Origin of the sequence: Actinoplanes sp. NPDC000266 (assembly GCF_042899005.1) — a bacterium.
GTDB lineage: Bacteria > Actinomycetota > Actinomycetes > Mycobacteriales > Micromonosporaceae > Actinoplanes.
In genome coordinates, this window is sequence record NZ_JBIAZI010000003.1 from 109197 (window position 1) to 123880 (window position 14684).

Consider the following 14684-nt stretch of genomic DNA (forward strand, 5'->3'; position numbering starts at 1 on the left):
ACATTACGTGCGCCTCTCAGTGACGGTTCGTCCCGATCACCCGGAAGATCCCGGTCAGCTCCAGCACCCGCGGCTCCTCCACGTCGTTGTCGCAGAGCAGGGCCACCGGCTGCCGGGGAAGGTTCGACACCTTGTCCGGCAGCCAGCCCACGACCAGCCAGATCCTGTCGTCGGCGGGCGTGTTCCCGGACTCCCGGAGATAGAGCGGATAGTGCTGCGGGATCATGACCTGACGGTACGCGGCCGACCCGCTACAGATCCTCGAAACGGCCACGACGCTTGTTCAGGACCTTCGAGGGTACGGAGGCCACGCGCGCCCCAGCCGCAAGATCATCGAACAGGGCCAGGTCGATCTCCTCCCCCGGCCCGGGCATCGGATCCCACGCGTCCCACGGCAGCGTCGCCACCCCCTGCCGGGCCACGAGATCCTTGAGCACGTCCCCGGCGATGAACCAGTCACCCTTGTACTCGGCGTCGTGACCGAAGGTGTCCGGATCGGCTCCGCCCTCCCGCACCAGCTGCCATGCCTCCGGCCCGGTCAGGAAGGCGCCGGGCGGCAGGTCGAGCGTGTCGAAACCGATGCCGAGAACTCCCCTTTGCAGGTCGTCGATCTGCGCGTCGGCCCACTTCCCGTCGCCGTACTCGACGATCCAATGGTCCTCGTACCAGCCCTTCTCGAAATAGGTGGCGAAACCGCAGCGCGCCTGAGCCCGGATGCCCCGCTCCCGCAACCGCAGGGCGAGCATCTCCGAGAACCCCTGGCACATGGTCGCCACCTTCGCCCCCGGCATGGCCAGGGCCAGCAGGTCGCCGGGGCGCCGGACGTGCAGCGAGTCCGGATCGGGTCCGACGTCCACTCCGTACCTGTCGGCCCAGGCCTCGTGAATGTAGTGGTCCTGGAGGAAGCGGGTGATCTCGGCGACAGCCTCGTGGTCGGTCATGCGCCCATCGAAGCGCCTGACACGGTGTCAGGGTCAAGATTGGCGGCGCACGCTCCAGTCGAAGCTGCCGGTGGCGACCACGGTCCCGTCCTCGTCGGTGATCCGGGCGGTGGTGGTCAGCCGCACCCGCGGCTCGATGCCGCCGTAGAACGCCTTGAGGCGCTGACGGGTCTCCATCTCCAGCTCGCAGGTGGCGGTCAGCCGGCCCCGGGCCGGCGCCAGGAAGCGCATCGACGCGGCGGCGCCCAGCGGCACCACCCCGTCGAACGCGTCCGGCGACGGGACGGCGGCGATGATCGCGGCCAGCCCGGCCGCGTCGGCCAGGGTGGTCAGGCCGCTGGAGTGCAGCGACCCGATCACATTGGCCAGGCCGGCCGGCGGGTCGCAGGCGACCACGCCGAGGCCGTCGTCCGCGCCGACCACCTCGAGGCCGGCGGTCCGGTGGGCGGGAATCGGGTCGAGAAGCTCACGGGCCAGCTCGGTGGCGTCCATCCCCGCAGTCTGCGCGCCCCGGGTGACCGCCGGGTTAAGCGTTCCTGCGCAGTTTCACCGTGCTGTCGGTACGCAGGACGCCGTTGTGGTCGCGGGGATGCTCCTCGGCCACGAGGGTCTCCCACCCCTCGCCCAGCTCCAGCAACGCGATGATCTCGGCCGGCGTCTCGAAGGTCAGATCGTGGTGCCGGTGCGACGGGTCGCCCATGTGGCCCTCGATCAGCAGGACACCGCCCGGCGCGACGGCGGCGGCCGCGCGGCGCAGCACGGCGGCCCGGTCGAACTCGCCCCAGTGGTAGAGGAACTGGCAGCTGACCAGGTCGAACTCGCCGGGCGGGAAATCCTCGACCAGATCGCGGCGCTGCCAGTCGATCGCCAGGTCACCCGCGTGGGACTTGGCGCGCTCCAGGGCGACGCCGGAGACGTCGACGGCGGTGACCTGCCATCCCCGGCGGGCCAGCCAGATCGAGTCGCCGCCCTCGCCGCAGCCCAGATCGAGGGCGCGGCCGGGCGGCAGATCGGCGACCTCGCGGACGAGGACCACGTTGGGGTTGCCGCTCCAGACCCGGTCGGCCTCGGCGTAGCGGGCGTCCCATTCAGCTTCGATGCTCATGGGACGAGCGTCCTTGCCCTCCCCCGCATTTTCCAAGATCTTTTGCCGGGATGGCAAGATCAGCCGGCGCGGCGGCGGGCCCGGCGGGCGGCCAGCTCGTCACCGGCGGCCGGCTCCGGGGCCGGGCCGACGGGCTGCGGCACGGCGGGCTCGGCCGGCAGGTTGAGCAGCGAGCCCTGGATCTCCTTGAAGGCGCCGCCGATCGCGATGCCGAACACGCCCTGACCGCCCTGCAACAGGTCGACGACCTCCTCCGGCGACCGGCACTCGTACACCGTCGTGCCGTCGGAGATCAGCGTGATGCCGGCCAGATCCTCCACGCCGCGCGATCGCAGCGTCTCAATCGCCCGGCGGATGTTCTGCAGCGAGACACCCGCGTCGAGCAGGCGCTTGACGACCTTGAGAACGACCAGGTCACGGAACGAGTAGAGCCGCTGCGTGCCGGAACCCTCGGCGTCCCGGATGCTCGGCACCACGAGCGTCGTCCGCGCCCAGTAGTCCAACTGGCGGTAGCTGATGCCGACCGCCTGGCACGCCGTCACCCCGCGATAACCCACTGAGCCGTCCTCGCCGACGAGGGGGCCCTCTTGATGTTCAAGGGGCTGCTCGTGCACGCGACCACCTCCCCGCTGCGCGGTGCCGCCGCTTCACCTGGACTTCACGAGCGTATATCTCAGGCGACGCGGAAACAGGTAGGTAACGCCACGACACGCCGCGTCTGAGCGAGGTCAGTATCGATCTTCAACCGCTTCGGGTGGCTTTCCTACCCGCTTGAGCCCGGGCTTCAGCCCGCGAAATCTTCGGGGCGGACCTGGTCGAGGAACTCGCGGAACTTCTCGACCTCGTCCTCCTGCTCGTCCGGGATGACGATGCCGGCCTCGGTCAGCACCTCGTCGGCGCAGCGGATCGGCGCGCCGACCCGCAGCGCCAGCGCGATCGAGTCGCTCGGCCGGGCCGAGACCCGCAGGCCGTCACCGATCAGCAGATCGGCGTAGAAGACGTTGTCCTTGAGCTCGGTGATCTCGACCGCGGTCAGCGGCGCCTCGACGGCGGCCAAAATGTCACGCAGGAGATCGTGGGTCAGCGGACGAGCGGGCTTGACACCCTGCTGCTCGTACGCGATCGCCGTGGCCTCGACGGCACCGATCCAGATCGGCAGATACCGATCGCCGTCGACCTCCCGCAGCAGGACGATCGGCTGGTTGCTGGGGAGCTCCACCCGAACTCCGACCACGCTCAGCTCGCGCACCGCCCGCCTCCGTTTGGTCTTGTTTCCGCGCCGCCCCCGCAACGGCCGCCCCTATCCTGCACGGTACACGCACACCGTCCGGATCCCACGAGTGCGGCATACCCACCTCGCGGCCCGGAGAACCGGTGTCAGCGTCCCAGTTCTCCCCGCAGCCCCGCGCGCACCAGCGCGGCGTGCAGACGCTGCGAGAGCGCCTGCAGGTCGCGCGCGGTCTCCTGCGAGCGGGCACGCGCGGCCGGGTCGCTCTGGCGCACCAGGGGCGCCAGGAGCTGCGTGAACAGTCCGACCTCACGGTCGGCGGCGGCCCGGAACCCGCGCAGATGGCGGACCTCCAGGCCGTACTTCTGCAGCCCCACCACGGCCTGCACGATGACCACGGCGTCGCCGTCGTACCATCCCGGCGGCCGCGCCGTGACCAGCCCCATCGCCTCGAGCTCGTCCAGCAGCTGCGCGGACGCGCCCGTGCGTTCGATCACATCCTCCCGGGGGACCCGGGTGTCGGACGGATCGGCCGCCTTCTCCGCGCCCACCGCGACCAGGTTGGGCCGCGCCGGAGGGGCCGGCTCGGCCTCCATCCGGTCGAGCTGCTCCCGGATCACCCGCAGCGGAAGGTACTGATCGCGCTGCGCGGTCAGCACGAACCGCAGCCGCGCGACGTCGTTCCACGAGTACTTGCGATACCCGGAGGCGGTGCGCTGGGGATCGACCAGGCCCTCCGCCTCCAGGAACCGCAACTTGGAGATCGTGGTGTCGGGGAACTCGGTGCGCAGATGGGCCAGCACCTCCCCGATGCTCATCAGCGCATGCTCGCGCCCACCCTGGGGACGCGAGGCCCCCGGGTCGCGCGCGGCCGCCCCCGACGAGTTCACGCCCCGCTACCCTCGCCCTCCGGCCGCGGGCCGGCGATGAACACCAGACGGAACTTGCCGATCTGCACCTCGTCGCCGTTGCTCAGCGTCGCCGCCTCGACCCGCTCCCGGTTGACATAGGTGCCGTTGAGCGAGCCGACGTCGCGCACCGTGAAGGTGCCGCCGTCACGGTGGAACTCGGCGTGCCGGCGGGACACCGTCACGTCGTCGAGGAAGATGTCACTGTCAGGGTGCCGGCCGCTGGTCGTCACGTCGTGATCGAGCAGGAACCGCGCGCCCGCGTTGGGGCCACGGCGCACCACGAGCAGCGCCATTCCGGGCGGGAGCGAGCCGGACATACGGCTCGGCACCACGTCGCTCTCCGGCGCCTCGAGCAGCTCGTCGAGCGCACCGAGGTTGAGCGTGGACGTGACGTCGAGTGGGGGGAACTCGTCGTCTGGGCGCGTCATCGGACCACCTCACGGATCAGTTGGTCGCCGCCATGCGGCAAGGGATCACTCCCGCCGCGGCCATATGGCCCGGACACACGACTATCGGTTTCAAAGGCATAACATTTGTTGTGCCCCGCGAGCCTAGTGAAGGCGAATATCACGGGGCAACCGGACGCGCGGACGTAACGTTCACGCGCCGGAAAAGCTGGACTACATAGACAAGAGGCTCAGCTCTCGGTGATCGCCTGATAAGCGCTCGCGTCGAGCAGACCCTCCAGCTGCTGAGGATCGGACGGCGCGATCTCCACGAGCCAGCCCGCCGCGTACGGCTCGGCGTTGATGAGCTCGGGCTCATCGCCCAGAGACGCGTTCTTGGCGACCACCGTGCCCGCGATCGGCGCGTAGATCTCCGACACGCTCTTGGTCGACTCGATCTCGCCGAGCGAGTCACCGGCCGCCAGCTCCGTGCCCTCCTCGGGCAGGTCGACGAAGACGATGTCGCCCAGCGCATCCTGCGCGAAGTGGGTGATGCCCACCCGCACGGGCCCGCTGCCGTCTCCGGCCACCCACTCATGCTCAGCCGTGTACCGCAGGTCCTCAGGAATCACGCAATCTCTCCCGGTGCACGAATATCCGTTAGTAGCGCGAACAGCTATGAAGCCGGTCGCGCGTATCGCAATGTGGTGGCGTCGCGCACCGCGGTCACCTCGACCATGGTGCGTTGTTCCAACGTCACGCTACCGCCGCCGCTGTTCACCGACGCGACCACCCCGCCGGGGATTTGCAGCGCCGTTTGCATCGTCTGCGGCACACCGATCACGGTGAGCACGTAGGGGCCCGTGAGACGCTGCCCGTCGGCGATGATCCCGCCGCCTTCGGCGTCCACGAAATAGCTGGAAGCGACGATTCTCACCGTTCCGCCGCCGGACCCGGCGATCTGCATGACCTCACCACCGGCGCCCCGCAACTCCTGCACGGCGTTGAGGATCGCCGACGCCTTCACCTTGTCCACGGTGATCACCAGCCCGGTGCCCCGCCCCGGCAACGTGCCGGCGAGCAGACCCAGCTCATCGGTGCGCCGGTCGGCCTCGTCCAGCGCCGCCTGCCGCCCCGCCACACCCGAGGTCAGCTGCCGCTGGCTGGTCTCCAGGGCGCTGATCTCGGACTGGAGCCGGCTGTCACGCGCCTCCAGGTCGGACAGGATCCGCACCAGGTCCTCCTGCCGCGCGGTGGCCAGACCTTCGTCGTCGTTGTTGCTGCGCAACTGCACGACGAGCGTGAAGCCGAACAGCGCCAGCAGCACGGCGATCAGCGCCGCGGCCCCGGACATCTTCCGGCGGCCTTCGCCGCCCGTCACGCTTTCCCGGCCCGTCACGCTTTCCCGGCCCGTCACGCCTTCTCCGACTGTCACCGGTTCGGGTGACGGCGGCTCGCCCGGCCCGCGGCTCAGCGGCCGCGTCGGCCCGTCGGGATCGGGTGGCGTCACCGGCTTGGGCGTCTCCACGGTCGGGCCCTCGTCGGCGCCGGCGTGCGCGGGTCTGCGGCCCGCGGTGGGCAGCTCGTCCGGCTTCTCGTCGTCACTCATGCCGTCACCGCCTCTTCTCCGCCGCCTTCGTTGCCGCGTTCATTGCCGCCTTCGTTGCTGCCCATCATGCCCGGAACAGGTGCCGGCGGATCGCGGCCACGTTCCCGAAGATCCGCACACCGAGGACGACCACCACACCGGTGGACAGCTGACCGCCCACACCCAGCTGGTCGCCCAGATAGACGATGAGCGCCGCCACGAGCACGTTCGAGATGAACGAGATCACGAACTGCTTGTCGTCGAAGATCCCGTCGAGCTTCGCCCGCACCCCGCCGAAGACGGCGTCGAGCGCGGCGACCACCGCGATCGGCAGGTACGGCTGCAACGCGGCCGGAACCGTGGGGTGGAACACGATGCCCAGGACGACACCGGCGACCAGAGCGAGTACGGCGATCATCGCCCGCCTTCCGACGAGGAGCTCACGTCCGGCGAGCCGGACGAGAGCGGGGGTGGGAGGGAACCGGAGGGCGCGGCCGGCGGCGCCGACGGCTCGGCGACCCGGAGCTTGAGCTCGGTCGCCGCCGGCAACGTCACGTCGTCCACGTCCTTGGCCTGGAAGGACATGCCGTACTTGGCGCCGAGCTGTTCGAAGAACTTGCCGGCGTACCCGTCCCGGAAGTCCTTGGCGAGATCGTCCGGCCCGATCGCGACGACTTCGTACGGGCTGGTCACCGGCCGGAAGTCGACCAGAATCGCCTCACCGGCCTGCCGGATGGTGGAGGTGGCGGTCAGCCGCTGCCCGTTGATGGCGATGGCCTCGGCCCCCAGCGACCAGAGCGCGTTGGTGGCGAGCTGAAGATCACTGTCCTTGACCCGGGCCACAGTGTTCCGCTCCCCCGTGACCGGGTTGATAGGCGTAGGCCCGTCGGCCACGGTGATCCGGGCCCCCGAGCCGCTGACCTGGGCCAGCCCCGTGGCGGCCTCGAGATTCCGCAGCCGCTGCACGGTGGTGCTGCTCAGTTCCCGCTCGCGCAGCCCCGCGACCTCGTCGCTGAGAGCCTCGGCCCGTTCCTGAAGCTGCGAGGTCTCTTCCCGCCGCTTCTGAACCTGCTCGACAAGCTCGGCCCGCGCGGTGGTCCGGGCGGGCTCGTCGGCCACGGTCTGCTGATAGGCCACGACAAGAAGGAACCCGAGCGCCACAAGCGTGACGGCCAGAACCGAACTGGAGACGACCTTCCGCGTCCCGGCGGGTTCGCCGTCACGAGCTTTCCGGGCCGCCGCGTCCGCATACCCAGGATCGAGCGGATTCCGGAAGAGCTCAGTCAAGAAGTCAGGCGCGTAGACCCGCTTCGGCGCCGCTTCCGCCGCCCCGGCCTCACCCGCGCCCGTTTGGCCGGCGCCACCCACGGCCGCCGCATCCGCGTTCATCCGCTCGGCGTCACCTCCGACTGCCGCGAGCCGGAGATCGGCCGCCGGCGGGGGGACATCGGCTGCCGCAGACCGGACATCGATCGCGGCGTTACCGGCGCCGGTCCCCGCGCTACCCGCGCTGGTCCCCGCGTTACCGACATCGGTCCCCGCGTTTCCGACGACTGTCCCCGCGCTACCCGCGTTTCCGACGCCGGTCGCCGCGCTACCCGCGCTACCCGCGTCGGTCGCCGCGCTACCGGCGTCCAACTGCTGCGCTGCGCCCGACCACCCGTCGGCACCGCCCGGGTCGATCCCAGCGCCTCGCGCCGCCTCAGACACGCCTTCCCGCTTCCCCATTTCCGACATTTCCGTTTTGTCGGATGGGTGCACGGCGCTGTGCGGGTCGTCGGGTGGCCGGCGATCCGGGATGTTCGGTTCGGTCATCAGGAAGCCGTCCGCGCTCCGGCCGCCACCCGGTCGGCGCGCAGCAGCCGAGCCGTCTGGATCAGATAGAGAGCACCGGCCGCCCAGTAGAGGGCCAGCGCCCACCAGGCGAGCCCCCACCCGACCGCGCCGGCCCAGCCGTTCCACGACGGCACAGCCTCGCCCAGCAGAATGATCGGGAACGCCGCAAGCAGCACGAACGTGCCCGTCTTACCGACGTAGTGCACCGGCGGCGGCCCGTACCCGTGCCGGCGCAGCACGAGCAGGGCGATGCCCAGCACGACTTCGCGCAGCAGCAGGGCGCCGGTCAGCCAGTACGGAACGACGCCGCGGATCGTGAACCCGATCAGCGTCGCCAAGATGTAGAGCCGGTCGGCGAACGGATCGAGCAACGTCCCCAGCCGGCTCACCGAGTTCATCCGCCGGGCCACGTACCCGTCGACCCAGTCGGTCGTCCCGCCGATCGCGATCACGATCACCGCGGCGACATCGTGGTGCGGCCCGAGCAGCAGGTAAAGAAAGAGCGGCACCCCGAGCAGCCGAATGAAGCTGATCACGTTGGGGATCGTCCAGATCCGATCGGAGGCAGCGATGGACGGCGCAGGCTGCTGCGACATCGCGGTTTCCTCTCCCCCTCCGGCGCAGGGCACGGCCAAGCCCGGCCACACTCCACACCCAGCCCACCAGTGAGCCGACCATGCACCCAGCCGGGAGGCTGTGTCCCCCGAACGCCCGGACCCCCTGCCCGGCCGCTCGCCGAGCAACTATAACCAGCCCCAGGCTCCCACCCGTGGACCCGTAGCGCGTCGCACAGCGTGTCCGCCATCCTAGGAACCTAGTTCTCCCCCTCACGCACGGGGGTCGCTCCCCCACGCCAGGCGCGGAGAGAGGAAGGCAATTGGGGCCGGAAGGAAGGGAAGCGGCTAGGCCCGGCGCGAAGAGCGGGTCTAGGCACGAAGGGCAGGTCCGGCGCGAGGGGCGGGCCTAGGCACGAAGGGCAGGTCCGGCGCGAGGGGCGGGCCTAGGCACGAAGGGCGGCCGGGGCGACCGGGGCGGAGCGAGGCAGGCGCGAAGGGCGACCGGGGCGGGACGCGGCGGTGCAACCCGGCCCGATGCGGCGCGGCGTAGGCAGCTGGGACCACCGAAGGCACGGCGCGAAAGCTCGGGCCCGGCAACGACGGACTGCGGGGAGCCTGGCGAGAAGAGTGAGGCGCACCGGTCGACTGCCGGCGGGGCTCGCTTGGCCGGACGGACCTCAGAGAGGACGTACCTGTGCCAGCCTCTTGACCGAATAATCATCGTCCCAGCAGACGGCGGCCTCCCAGGCCGCCGACGCCTGCGCGGCCGTGTCGAAGGCTTCGTCGTCCAGGCCGGCGGCGTTCCCCGGCAGGTCCAGGTCGAGGTCCGGCACGTCGGTGTGTGACTCGTCCCAGTCGATCAGGCCCACCCGGCTCGCGGTCATGCGGATGTTCCCCGGGTTGGGGTCACCGTGCACCACGCACGTCTCGCGGCCCGCGAGGCGTGCCCACGCCGCCCGGCATCGCGCCACTCCCTCGGCCGGCATCGCCCGCAGGTCGATTTTGGTGCCCGTGTCGGCGTGCAGCAGGTCGGTCGACGAACGCCAGCCCGGCCGCTGCGGCCAGGCCGTCGTCAACCTGTGCAGTTCGCGGAGCGTCGCCGCCACCCTGCGCCAGTCGGCCCTCGTCTCGGGTGGGCCACCCTCGACGTACGTCATCACCACCAGGCCCTCGGCGAAGAGCCGCCCGTCCGTGGTCGGGATCGGGACCGGCACCGTCAGGCCTTCACGGTCGAGATGGCGGAGCAGCTCCGTCTCCCACGCCAGGTCCGCGTCGCCGCGCCGTCCGAGGCGGGCCACCGCGCGCTTGCCGCCGGCGCGCACGCTCCACACCTCGTTGGCGACTCCGCCGGTGAGCGGCTCGACCCGTACGACGTCTTCGCCCCACTGCGTGAGCGCCTCCCAGCCCATCGGCCACACCTTACGGCAGAGCCCGCCGCCGCCCATGTCGTGCAAGCGGCGGGCTTCCCGGCGTACCTCTAATTTCTTCCTCTTCTGGCCCTCACGTAGTCGTCGACCACATAGCGGCCCAGTTCCTCCGCGTCGGGGCTGAAGACGCGGCCGCCGTTGCGCTCGGCGACGGCGGCGACGAAGCGCTGGAGGCCCGGGTCCTCGCCGAGCATGAAGAAGTTCAGCGTGGCACCGAAGCGCGTCAGGTGATCGACTTCGTGGATGGTGGCCTTGACCGTCTCCGGCAGCGGCGGCCACCAGAACATGGCTTCCCCGTCGGGCTCCAGATGGGCCGTCGGCTCGCCGTCGGTGACCACCAGCACCACCGGCTCGGAGCCGGGATGGCGGCGCAGGTGGCGGGCGGCCAGCTTGAGGGCGTGCTGGAGGTTCGTGCCTTTCTCCATGGTCGGGTCGATCGCCGCCAGCTCGCCCTGCGACAGCGCCGCCGCGTGCAGGCCGAAGCCGATGATCTGGAGCGAGTCCTGCGGGAACTGGGTCGCGACCAGGTGGGACAGCGCGAGCGCGGTCTGTTTCATCGGGCCCCAGCGGCCGTCGGCGTACATCGAATAAGAAAGATCGACCAGCAGGGCCACCGCGGCCGAAGCGCGGCGTTCCGTCTCCGCGACCTCGAAGTCGTCCGGCTCGAGGCGTACCGGCAGGACGCCGACGCCACCCTTCGACGCGCTTCGCCGGACCGCGTTGCCGATCGTGCGAACGACGTCGAGAGGCTGCTCGTCGCCGAACTCCCAGCGGCGCGACGAGCCGATCAGATCGCCCGCGGCCCCCGCGTCGCGCAGGTCGTGCTGCCCCTGCTTGCGGCCGGACAGATCGTCGAAGACCTTGGCCAGGGCCGTACGCCCGAGCCGGCGCAACGCCTTCGGCGACAGCGTCAAACCCTCGGCGTCGCGGGTCACCCAGCCCTGACGGCTCAGCTCCCGCTCCAGCTCGCGCAGGCGCCGAACGTCGTCGGCGGCCGAACGCCCGAGCTGGCGCTCCACCATCTCGACGTCAACGTCGTCGAGGGTGGCGCCCGGATGTTCCTGGCCGAGCTGGTCGAGCAGCTCGTCCAGCTCACCGATCTCGCCGAGGGCGGCCGCCGCGTCGCCGTACCCGAGGTCGTTCGGCCCGCGCATCCGCTCGCCGCGACCCCAGTTCAGCCCCGGGCGCAGCGCCCGCAGGTTGTCGGTCAGCTCGGCCAGCCGCCCCCGCAGCGGACCGTCGCCGAGCGCCTGGTCCATCAGGCGCGACAGCTCCTCCTGCTGCTGCGGCGACAAGGACCGCATCAGCCGCTCGGCCGCCGCGGCCCGGCGGGCCAGGGAGTCGATCAGCTCGTCGATGTCCTTCGGGTTCTCCGGGAAGAACTGGCCGTGCTTGTCCATGAACTGCCGGAAGGCGTCGTTCGTGTCCTCGCCCCGTGCTTGTTTCTCCAGGAGCTGGTTGAGGTCGGCGACCATCTCCTCGACCGGGCCGAAGTCGCCGCTCTCGAGGGCCTGCTTCATACCCGCGAACCGCTGCTCAACGACCTCGCGCCGAAGACCCTCAAGGATCTGCTGATATAAATCCCGAGCTTCCGCCGAAGTCCAGTTATATTCGGACAATTCCTCGACCGCGCGCGATGTCGATCGGGGCAAATTGTCCAGAACCGCCTCGGCGAAGCGCGCCTCAGCATCCTCGCGACGTCTCAGTTCATCGCGCTCAGCGGCCACAGCCTGGTCGAGGAGCTGCTGCGCCCGCGTGACCGCCCCGTCGAGGTTGCCCCGGCGCAGCGCGTCACGGCGCATGCGCCGGGCCCGGTCGCGCAACTCGTCGAGCCCCCGCCCCGACCGCGGCCCACGGCGCACGAGATCGCGAAGCACGTCACGCAGACTGTCGCCGGCGAGCACCCGCTCCCCCACCTCGTCGACCGCGGCCCGCACGTCGTAGGGCGGCGCCAGCGGGTCGGGCCCGTCGCGCCAAGCCCCGTATCGGAACCTGTTTCCCGCCATGTCAGCTCCCGTAGAGGGTGCGGCCGTCGTCGGTGAGCTCCTTCGCCAGCCGCCGGGTCAGATGGAGCCCCTCGAGGACGAACTCGATGCCCGCGGCCGCCTGCCCCGGCGAGGGCGCGTCGCCCAGCCCGAGCCGGTCGAGCACCTTGGCCAGCCCCGGGACCGGCCCGATCTGCCCGAGCAGCTCCTCGGCGCTGACCAGGTCACCGGTCTCGATGATGGCGCCCTCGGCGACCAGCGACGTGAACCCGGACAGGTCGAGCCCGCCCAGCCGGTCGCGGAACGTCTCGGCCGTGGCCACCCGCAGCAGGTGGGCCAGGACCTCGGTCTCGCGCCCCTCCTCACCGCTCTCGAACTCGACCTTGCCCCGCAGCGTGGACGTCACCGACGGCGTGTCCCCGATGCGCGCGACGGCCTCTTTCTCGTTGCGGAGCCCGGACCGGCGCAGCGCCGAGGCCGCCACCGTCTCGGCGGCCGCGATCGCGAACCGGGCCGAGATGCCCGAGCGGGCGTCGACCGCCGGCGACTCACGCACGCCACGGGTGTAGCGGGCCAGCACGTCGATCAGGTGGTCGGGCACGGACGCGACGAGCGCCGCCTCCTGCTTGATCAGCGCGGTCTCGAGCGACAGGTCGACCGGGTAGTGGGTGCGGATCTCGGCGCCGAACCGGTCCTTGAGCGGCGTGATGATGCGGCCCCGGTTGGTGTAGTCCTCCGGGTTGGCCGAGGCCACCAGCAGCAGGTCGAGCGGCAGCCGGAGCTGGTAGCCACGGACCTGGATGTCGCGCTCCTCGAGCACGTTGAGCAGCGACACCTGGATGCGCTCGGCCAGGTCGGGCAGCTCGTTGACCGCGAAGATGCCCCGGTTCGTGCGGGGCACGAGCCCGAAGTGGATCGTGTCGGGGTCACCCAGGGCACGCCCCTCGGCCACCTTGATCGGGTCGACGTCGCCGATCAGGTCACCGACGCTCGTGTCGGGGGTGGCCAGCTTCTCGCCGTACCGCTCGGAGCGGTGCAGCCAGGAGATGGGCAGCAGGTCACCGGTCTCGGCGGCCAGCCGCCGCGAGGCCGGGGTCAGCGGATGGTAGGGATGTTCGTGCAGCTCGGAGCCGGCGATGAACGGCGTCCACTCGTCGAGCAGCCCGATGAGGCCACGGATGAGCCGGGTCTTGCCCTGCCCACGCTCGCCGAGCAGCACCATGTCGTGCCCGGCGAGCAGGGCACGCTCCACCTCGGGCAGCACCGTGTCGTCATAGCCCACGATGCCCGGGAAGCGCGGCGCGCCGGTGCGCAGCCGCTCGAGCAGGTTGTCGCGCAGCTCCTGCTTCACACCGCGGAAGGCATGGCCGGAGGCCCGCAGCTCACCCAGGGTGCGCGGAAGGTCGGAGGGGATCTCGGGCGTGATCGCAACTGGTGCATCTGTCACGGGAAAGACGCTACTCCGACCCTCTGACAAGTTGATGTGACGAAAGATCCAGTTCTTTGGGGGTACGCCGCCGAGCCCACCGCCGAACGTGGCCCCACCCGCGGCGCGGCGCGGCCCGGGTGGTGGGTCACGGCCATAGGGCGGCTTTCGCGTGAGGCGGCGGGTCACCGTGGGCGTGTGACCGGCGCCAAAGCCGCACACATACTTTTGGCTCTGGTGCGCCCGATGCCCCGCACGGAAGGCTTGCCCACATGACGGAGATCGAGCGGTGGGTGGCCTTCAGCGACGACCCGAAAGGCGGCAACCCGGCCGGCGTCGTGCTGGACGCGACGGCCCTGGACGACGCCGAGATGCTGCGCACAGCGGCCGAGGTGGGCTATTCGGAGACGGCGTTCGTGACACGCGACCTGGGCGACGGCAAGAGACGGGTGCGCTATTTCAGCCCCCTGGCCGAGGTCCCGTTCTGCGGTCACGCCACGGTCGCGACAGCGGTGGCACTCGGCCCCGGCGAGCACGTCTTCGTGACGAACGCCGGCGAGGTCCCCGTCAGCGTCACCGACGGCGTGGCCACCCTGACCAGCGTGGCCACATCAGTGTCCCCGCTCGAGGTCGACGACATCGAGGCGCTGCTGGAGGCGCTCGGCTGGTCGATCGACGAGCTGGACACCCTGCTACCACCAAAGCTCGCCTACGCCGGCGCCTACCACCCGGTCGTGGCCGCCGCGACCCGCCGCCGCCTGGCCGAGCTCGACTACGACGTACCCACCTTGAAGGCACTGATGGAGTCCCGAGGCTGGACCACCATCCAGCTGATCTTCAAAGCCGGCCCGGCCAGCTTCGACGTCCGCAATCCGTTCCCGGTCGGCGGCGTCTACGAAGACCCGGCCACAGGCGCCGCCGCGGCAGCCCTGGGAGGCTACCTGCGCGCACAGTCCCTGGCCCACGACGGCGACACCATCAGCCTGCGCCAGGGCGACGACATGGGCCGCCCCAGCCGCCTGACCGTAGAACTCCACAGGGGCGAGCCCGGAGTCCGAGTCCGAGGAACGGCGGTCCCCATGACAGCGTGACCCCAACACCACACCCAACCGCCGGCACCCACGGCAGCGAGTCCCACCCACGACCACGCGACCAGACGGCGAAGCGGCCGGACGGCCGAACGTTCGTGCCCTCGACGACCGCGCGGAAGGCCGGCAGCACGGCAGCACGCCCGGGCCGGACCACCCACAGGTAGCCGGGCAGCAGCGGGCTGCACTCATAATCGCGCGGCCCA

Annotated in this window: 17 protein-coding genes; 1 reads left to right on the forward strand and 16 read right to left on the reverse strand. The window is 70.7% G+C overall.

Features of this window, described 5'->3' with window-relative positions; all coding sequences use genetic code 11:
* Positions 1-16: 16 nt before the first annotated feature.
* The 16 genes from ACFY36_RS12055 to ACFY36_RS12130 all read right to left on the reverse strand — a co-directional run bounded on the left by ACFY36_RS12055 (position 17) and on the right by ACFY36_RS12130 (position 13411).
* On the reverse strand, positions 17-226 hold the full coding sequence (locus ACFY36_RS12055) for a hypothetical protein (RefSeq protein ID WP_499745968.1): 210 nt from the start codon (positions 224-226) through the stop codon (positions 17-19).
* Between the two features lie 25 nt (positions 227-251).
* Positions 252-941 (reverse strand): hypothetical protein, encoded by a 690-nt coding sequence (locus ACFY36_RS12060; RefSeq protein WP_499745969.1) that lies wholly within the window; start codon positions 939-941, stop codon positions 252-254.
* A 33-nt stretch (positions 942-974) separates the two neighbouring features.
* Entirely contained in the window at positions 975-1433 is a 459-nt protein-coding gene (locus ACFY36_RS12065) for a PaaI family thioesterase (protein WP_499745970.1), read from the reverse strand.
* Between the two features lie 34 nt (positions 1434-1467).
* Positions 1468-2046, reverse strand: a complete 579-nt coding sequence (locus tag ACFY36_RS12070) for a class I SAM-dependent methyltransferase (protein ID WP_499745971.1) — start codon at positions 2044-2046, stop codon at positions 1468-1470.
* A gap of 59 nt (positions 2047-2105) precedes the next feature.
* The gene (locus ACFY36_RS12075; RefSeq protein ID WP_097321284.1) at positions 2106-2660 is read right to left on the reverse strand and encodes a MerR family transcriptional regulator; all 555 of its coding nucleotides are present in this window, start codon (positions 2658-2660) and stop codon (positions 2106-2108) included.
* A gap of 170 nt (positions 2661-2830) precedes the next feature.
* Positions 2831-3295, reverse strand: coding sequence for a bifunctional nuclease family protein (locus ACFY36_RS12080; RefSeq protein ID WP_097321283.1), 465 nt, complete (start codon positions 3293-3295; stop codon positions 2831-2833).
* 128 nt (positions 3296-3423) lie between these two features.
* Positions 3424-4092 carry a transcriptional regulator FtsR gene (gene ftsR / locus ACFY36_RS12085; RefSeq protein ID WP_499745972.1) on the reverse strand — a complete coding sequence of 223 codons (669 nt, stop codon included), beginning with the start codon at positions 4090-4092 and terminating at the stop codon, positions 3424-3426.
* Positions 4093-4160: 68 nt separating this feature from the next.
* Positions 4161-4613, reverse strand: a complete 453-nt coding sequence (odhI, locus tag ACFY36_RS12090) for an oxoglutarate dehydrogenase inhibitor Odhl (RefSeq protein WP_097321281.1) — start codon at positions 4611-4613, stop codon at positions 4161-4163.
* Positions 4614-4822: 209 nt separating this feature from the next.
* Positions 4823-5203, reverse strand: a complete 381-nt coding sequence (gene gcvH, locus ACFY36_RS12095; RefSeq protein ID WP_499745973.1) for a glycine cleavage system protein GcvH — start codon at positions 5201-5203, stop codon at positions 4823-4825.
* A 44-nt stretch (positions 5204-5247) separates the two neighbouring features.
* Positions 5248-6180: a DUF881 domain-containing protein gene (locus ACFY36_RS12100; RefSeq protein WP_499745974.1), complete on the reverse strand. Its 933-nt coding sequence runs from the start codon at positions 6178-6180 to the stop codon at positions 5248-5250.
* A 64-nt stretch (positions 6181-6244) separates the two neighbouring features.
* Positions 6245-6577, reverse strand: a complete 333-nt coding sequence (locus ACFY36_RS12105) for a small basic family protein (RefSeq protein WP_465552093.1) — start codon at positions 6575-6577, stop codon at positions 6245-6247.
* Positions 6574-7548 carry a DUF881 domain-containing protein gene (locus tag ACFY36_RS12110; protein WP_499745975.1) on the reverse strand — a complete coding sequence of 325 codons (975 nt, stop codon included), beginning with the start codon at positions 7546-7548 and terminating at the stop codon, positions 6574-6576. The genes ACFY36_RS12105 and ACFY36_RS12110 overlap by 4 nt, the downstream gene beginning before the upstream one ends.
* A 425-nt stretch (positions 7549-7973) precedes the next feature.
* On the reverse strand, positions 7974-8591 hold the full coding sequence (gene clsA / locus ACFY36_RS12115; RefSeq protein WP_498661290.1) for a CDP-alcohol phosphatidyltransferase family protein: 618 nt from the start codon (positions 8589-8591) through the stop codon (positions 7974-7976).
* Between the two features lie 638 nt (positions 8592-9229).
* Positions 9230-9961 (reverse strand): phosphotransferase enzyme family protein, encoded by a 732-nt coding sequence (locus tag ACFY36_RS12120; RefSeq protein ID WP_499745976.1) that lies wholly within the window; start codon positions 9959-9961, stop codon positions 9230-9232.
* A gap of 68 nt (positions 9962-10029) precedes the next feature.
* The gene (locus ACFY36_RS12125; protein WP_499745977.1) at positions 10030-11985 is read right to left on the reverse strand and encodes a vWA domain-containing protein; all 1956 of its coding nucleotides are present in this window, start codon (positions 11983-11985) and stop codon (positions 10030-10032) included.
* A 1-nt stretch (position 11986) separates the two neighbouring features.
* On the reverse strand, positions 11987-13411 hold the full coding sequence (locus ACFY36_RS12130; RefSeq protein ID WP_499745978.1) for a sigma 54-interacting transcriptional regulator: 1425 nt from the start codon (positions 13409-13411) through the stop codon (positions 11987-11989).
* A gap of 251 nt (positions 13412-13662) precedes the next feature.
* Between ACFY36_RS12130 and ACFY36_RS12135 the strand changes: the two genes are divergently transcribed.
* Positions 13663-14481, forward strand: coding sequence for a PhzF family phenazine biosynthesis protein (locus tag ACFY36_RS12135; RefSeq protein WP_499745979.1), 819 nt, complete (start codon positions 13663-13665; stop codon positions 14479-14481).
* The last annotated feature ends 203 nt before the right edge of the window (positions 14482-14684 follow it).

Coding starts and splice junctions, on each gene's coding strand:
- ACFY36_RS12055 (WP_499745968.1), bottom strand. CDS start 226: ATGATCCCGCAGCACTATCCGCTCTATCTCCGGGAGTCCGGGAACACG.
- ACFY36_RS12060 (WP_499745969.1), bottom strand. CDS start 941: ATGACCGACCACGAGGCTGTCGCCGAGATCACCCGCTTCCTCCAGGAC.
- ACFY36_RS12065 (WP_499745970.1), bottom strand. CDS start 1,433: ATGGACGCCACCGAGCTGGCCCGTGAGCTTCTCGACCCGATTCCCGCC.
- ACFY36_RS12070 (WP_499745971.1), bottom strand. CDS start 2,046: ATGAGCATCGAAGCTGAATGGGACGCCCGCTACGCCGAGGCCGACCGG.
- ftsR (WP_499745972.1), bottom strand. CDS start 4,092: ATGAGCATCGGGGAGGTGCTGGCCCATCTGCGCACCGAGTTCCCCGAC.
- odhI (WP_097321281.1), bottom strand. CDS start 4,613: ATGACGCGCCCAGACGACGAGTTCCCCCCACTCGACGTCACGTCCACG.
- ACFY36_RS12100 (WP_499745974.1), bottom strand. CDS start 6,180: ATGAGTGACGACGAGAAGCCGGACGAGCTGCCCACCGCGGGCCGCAGA.
- ACFY36_RS12105 (WP_465552093.1), bottom strand. CDS start 6,577: ATGATCGCCGTACTCGCTCTGGTCGCCGGTGTCGTCCTGGGCATCGTG.
- ACFY36_RS12110 (WP_499745975.1), bottom strand. CDS start 7,548: ATGAACGCGGATGCGGCGGCCGTGGGTGGCGCCGGCCAAACGGGCGCG.
- clsA (WP_498661290.1), bottom strand. CDS start 8,591: ATGTCGCAGCAGCCTGCGCCGTCCATCGCTGCCTCCGATCGGATCTGG.
- ACFY36_RS12120 (WP_499745976.1), bottom strand. CDS start 9,961: ATGGGCTGGGAGGCGCTCACGCAGTGGGGCGAAGACGTCGTACGGGTC.
- ACFY36_RS12125 (WP_499745977.1), bottom strand. CDS start 11,985: ATGGCGGGAAACAGGTTCCGATACGGGGCTTGGCGCGACGGGCCCGAC.
- ACFY36_RS12135 (WP_499745979.1), top strand. CDS start 13,663: ATGACGGAGATCGAGCGGTGGGTGGCCTTCAGCGACGACCCGAAAGGC.